This is a genomic window from Mesorhizobium metallidurans STM 2683 (assembly GCF_000350085.1).
Classification (GTDB): domain Bacteria; phylum Pseudomonadota; class Alphaproteobacteria; order Rhizobiales; family Rhizobiaceae; genus Mesorhizobium; species Mesorhizobium metallidurans.
The window spans coordinates 1-4,074 of sequence record NZ_CAUM01000090.1 but is presented as its reverse complement, the minus strand read 5'-3'; the positions used below and the strand labels follow the sequence as shown (position 1 = coordinate 4,074).

The 4,074-nt window shown below is 63.4% G+C and carries 8 protein-coding genes; 6 read left to right on the top strand and 2 right to left on the bottom strand.

The genetic code is table 11. The features are described from left to right. The first annotated feature begins 142 nt into the window (after window positions 1–142). From purM to MESS2_RS14215, 6 genes are all read left to right on the top strand, one after another. Window positions 143–1,222: a phosphoribosylformylglycinamidine cyclo-ligase gene (purM, locus tag MESS2_RS14240; protein ID WP_008875040.1), complete on the top strand. Its 1,080-nt coding sequence runs from the start codon at window positions 143–145 to the stop codon at window positions 1,220–1,222. After that, entirely contained in the window at window positions 1,219–1,929 is a 711-nt protein-coding gene (gene purN / locus MESS2_RS14235) for a phosphoribosylglycinamide formyltransferase (RefSeq protein ID WP_008875039.1), read from the top strand. Before purM ends, purN begins: the two co-directional genes overlap by 4 nt. 74 nt (window positions 1,930–2,003) lie before the next feature. Further along, on the top strand, window positions 2,004–2,279 hold the full coding sequence (locus MESS2_RS14230; RefSeq protein ID WP_008875038.1) for a type II toxin-antitoxin system ParD family antitoxin: 276 nt from the start codon (window positions 2,004–2,006) through the stop codon (window positions 2,277–2,279). 12 nt (window positions 2,280–2,291) lie between these two features. Then, window positions 2,292–2,576: a type II toxin-antitoxin system RelE/ParE family toxin gene (locus MESS2_RS14225; RefSeq protein ID WP_157357712.1), complete on the top strand. Its 285-nt coding sequence runs from the start codon at window positions 2,292–2,294 to the stop codon at window positions 2,574–2,576. A gap of 13 nt (window positions 2,577–2,589) precedes the next feature. Beyond that, window positions 2,590–2,922, top strand: a complete 333-nt coding sequence (locus MESS2_RS14220; RefSeq protein WP_008875036.1) for a DUF2251 domain-containing protein — start codon at window positions 2,590–2,592, stop codon at window positions 2,920–2,922. Between the two features lie 3 nt (window positions 2,923–2,925). Then, entirely contained in the window at window positions 2,926–3,441 is a 516-nt protein-coding gene (locus MESS2_RS14215; protein ID WP_008875035.1) for a SixA phosphatase family protein, read from the top strand. Between the two features lie 84 nt (window positions 3,442–3,525). Here the strand turns inward: MESS2_RS14215 and MESS2_RS14210 are convergent, their stop codons facing one another. After that, window positions 3,526–3,744: a DUF680 domain-containing protein gene (locus MESS2_RS14210; RefSeq protein ID WP_008875034.1), complete on the bottom strand. Its 219-nt coding sequence runs from the start codon at window positions 3,742–3,744 to the stop codon at window positions 3,526–3,528. A gap of 59 nt (window positions 3,745–3,803) precedes the next feature. After that, a complete protein-coding gene (locus MESS2_RS14205; RefSeq protein ID WP_008875033.1) occupies window positions 3,804–4,040 on the bottom strand; it encodes a DUF680 domain-containing protein in 237 nt (78 codons plus the stop codon). Window positions 4,041–4,074 lie beyond the last annotated feature (34 nt).

The window sequence follows — 4,074 nt, the reverse complement described above, 5'->3', positions numbered from 1 at the left end:
GGGGGGAGATCGCTGCTTCGCCCGCCTTCCCCGCTTTTATCGGGGGCAAAACTGCCGCATTCGTGCGTCATCCTTGCGGACAGAAACCGTTCATGCGAAGAGCCCGCATACGAGCAGGAAACGTGATGAACAGGCGCACCCGATGAGCAAGCGCGAGAAAGCCAAGCGCAAGAACGGGCTCACCTATGCCGAGGCGGGCGTCGATATCGATGCCGGCAATCTGATGGTCGAGAAGATCAAGCCGCTGGTCAGGGCAACGCGCCGGCCGGGCGCCGATGGCGAGATCGGCGGTTTCGGCGGCCTGTTCGACCTCAAGGCCGCCGGCTTCACCGATCCGGTGCTGGTCGCCGCCAATGACGGCGTCGGCACCAAGCTGAAGATCGCAATCGATGCCGGCAAGCACGACACGATCGGCATCGACCTCGTCGCCATGTGCGTCAACGACATCGTCGTGCAAGGTGCCGAGCCGCTGTTTTTCCTCGACTATTTCGCCACCGGCAAGCTCGACCCAGACCAGGGGGCCGCGATCGTCGGCGGCATTGCCCAGGGCTGCCGGCAGGCCGGCTGCGCGCTGATCGGCGGCGAGACGGCCGAGATGCCCGGCATGTATCATGGCAAGGACTACGACCTCGCAGGCTTTGCCGTGGGCGCCGCCGAACGCGGCCAGCTCCTGCCGACGGACGACATCGTCGAGGGCGACGTGCTGCTCGGCCTCGCCTCGTCGGGCCTGCATTCGAACGGCTTTTCGCTGGTCCGCCGCATCGTTGCCGGCAGCGGCCTTTCATGGAGCGATCCAGCGCCCTTCAATGACGAGGCGACATTGGCCGAGGCGCTGCTCGAGCCGACCCGCATCTATGTCAAGTCGATCCTCAAGGCGATCCGCAACACGCATGGCATCAAGGCGCTGGCCCACATCACCGGCGGTGGCTTTCCCGAGAATATCCCGCGCGTCCTGCCAAAAGATTTTTCGGCCGAACTCGACCTTGACGCCATCGAGGTACCGCCGGTGTTCTCGTGGCTGGCGAAGACCGGCGGCGTGGCGCCCGAAGAGATGATGCGCACCTTCAATTGCGGCGTCGGCATGATCCTCGTCGTCGCCTCCGGCCAGGCGGCACAGGTCGCCGCCGTCTTGCAGGAGGCCGGCGAGACGGTGACACCGATCGGCCGCATCGTACCGCGCCGCGACGCAGGCGTGATCTATCGAGGCTCGATCGACCTATGAACGCGCGCAAACGCACCGTGGTGCTGATATCCGGACGTGGTTCCAACATGACCGCGCTGATCGCCGCCGCCAGCAATCCTGCCTATCCGGCCGAGATCGTGGGTGTCATTTCCGACCGGGCCAATGCCGCCGGACTTGGCATCGCGGCGGCGCGCGGCATTCCCACCAAGGTGATTTCGCGGTCCGACTATGCCGGCAAGGAAGCACATGACGGCGCGATCGATGCCGCGCTGGCCGCCTTCGGCGCCGAGATCGTCGCGCTGGCCGGCTACATGCGCATCCTCGGCGCGCGCTTCGTCGAGAAGTGGCAGGGACGGATGGTCAATATCCACCCTGCCCTGTTGCCGGCCTTCAAGGGGCTGGATACGCATGCGCGCGCGTTACGCGCCGGCATGCGCATCCATGGCTGCACGGTGCATTTCGTGACGCTGGACATGGATGACGGTCCGATCATCGCCCAGGCGGCGGTGCCGGTGATGGTCGGCGACAATGAGGATACGCTGGCCGCGCGTGTGCTCAAGGCCGAGCACCGGCTCTATCCGCTGGCACTAGGCCTGGTCGCCGAGGGCAAGGCACGCATGGAAGGCGGCCGCACCGTGCTTGCGCATTTCGCCGACGATGCCGACAACGGCACGTCGGTGGTGATGGCACCCGATCCGTTGCGCGAGGAGACCGATCTGGAACATCTGGCGCGCATCACGCCTTGAGCGCCCGTCTCGAAGACTGTTATCGTTGAAATTGGTAGCAAATATTGCTACCTTCCTCTTTAGGAGACATTTTGATGGCGACAGTCGAGAAAGTCAGCGTCGCGCTTTCCCCCGAGTTGCTGGACATGGTCAAGGGCGCCGTGGCCAGCGGGCAATATGGGTCGGCGAGCGAAGTGATCCGCGAGGCGCTGCGCGAATGGCGGCTGCGCCAGCCCTTGCGCGAGGCCGAAGCAGAACGGCTCCGCAAGGCTTGGACCGAGGGACTGGAAAGCGGTCCGTTCGCACCTTTCAACATCGAGGACATCAAGCGGAAAGCCCGCAGCCGGCTCGTCGAGGCTGTCAAGAAATAGCCCATGGCAGGCATGCCGATCATCCGCAGCCCGGCGGCGGAAAATGACCTTATCCATATCTGGCTTGCCATCGCCGAGGACAGCCCGCGAGCCGCCGATCATTTTCTGAATGCCATCGCCGAGCGCATCCTTCAGCTTGCCGCCTTTCCCGAATCGGGGCCGCGAAGACCAGATATCGGGGTCGATACGCGAGCACTGACCATTGGTAACTATCTCATCCTTTATCGTCTCGCCGAAGGACGGATCGAAATTGTACGCATTGTGCATGGCGCTCGCGATGTCTCAACGCTGTTCTAGGATTCGAGAGCCAATGGATATCTTCGACGGCGCGGTCCGCACCGAAGGCGATCTCGCCGGCGTCTTCGAGTATGAAGAGGCCGATGGGCCAGAAAACGCCACAGCCTATTTCTACCTGTGCGAGGTGCGGGGCGAAACAGTCGGGCCGATCATCGGAGCAATCCACATTCAATCGGGTGCCTGGTCAATCACCAAGGCCGATCTTGCCGTACGATGGGACAAGGACGAGCAGCGTGTAGGTTTGTTCATCTTCGGCATGCCGTCGGCAGCCTTTGATGTCACGACAGGGGCAAAGTATGGTGGCCGGTATGGTAAGGATTTCAACGCCGTGATTCCTTGGTCCTGAACAATGCCGACGAGACAACTGCTTCTGCTGCGTCACGCCAAGTCGAGCTGGGATGACCCCAAGCTCGCCGATTTCGACCGGCCGCTCGGCCCGCGCGGCCTGAAGACGGCGCCGCTGATAGGGCGTAAGCTGGCCCGGCGCGGCTGGCTGCCGGACCTGGCACTGGTATCGCCGGCGCTGCGCACCCGCGACACCTGGCGGCTGGTTTCGGCGGAACTACCGAGGCATGTGCCGGCGGAATTCGCCGAGACGCTCTACGAGGCGACGGCGGCCACCATCCTGGCGCGCGTCAGACAGGCCAAGGCCACGAGCCTGTTGGTGGTTGGCCACAACCCCGGCCTGCAGCACTTCGCGTTGCGGCTGGCAGGCACTGGATCGGATGCGGGTGTGTTCAAAGAGATCGAAGCGAAATTCCCGACCGCGGCGCTTGCCCGTTTCACCATCAACGGCGACTGGGCAAATCTGGACTTCGGCGACGCCCGGCTGACGCATTGCATCCGGCCTAAGGACTTGCGCTGATGGGGGAAGTTGCCCGATCGGCTGGATCAAAACAGAGCGGCGGGACAAGCCCGCCGCTTTGAGGTCTTGAGAACCGGTGACCGTTCAACGGTTGCCGAACAGGTTCCGGTCGCTGCCCTGGGTCACAGGCTTCTCCGCAGCCGCATCCGACTTCTTGATCGAAGCGGTGAACGAGTTGTCGATGTTAGCGGCAACGGGGGCAGCCGGCTGATTGGCATTGGCCGAGCCATAGTGGTCGCTGCCGGCGATGGCGCTGCTCGTGGCAACGAGGATGGCGGCGGCGGTGAGAGCGATCCCGGTCATTTCAATTATTTCTGGTTTTGGTGATTGATGGTTCGACGTGCTGGCGATCGGGTCCGCGATTAGCGGCCCCAGATGCCCTGGCCGGATTCGGGCTGCTGGGCGTCGGACGTTGCCTTGGCGCCATTGTGCTCGACCGGCTTGCGGATCGAAGCCGTGTAGGAGTTGTCGACATTGGCAGGCGCGGTGACAGCGGCAGCCGGCTGGTTGACGTTATCCGAACCATAGTGGTCGCTGCCGGCGAAGGCGCTTCCGGTGGCAACGAGAATGGCGGCGGCGGTAAGAGCGATCTTGGTCATTTCTGGTACTCCAGTATTTTCAGTGTCTGTCCGT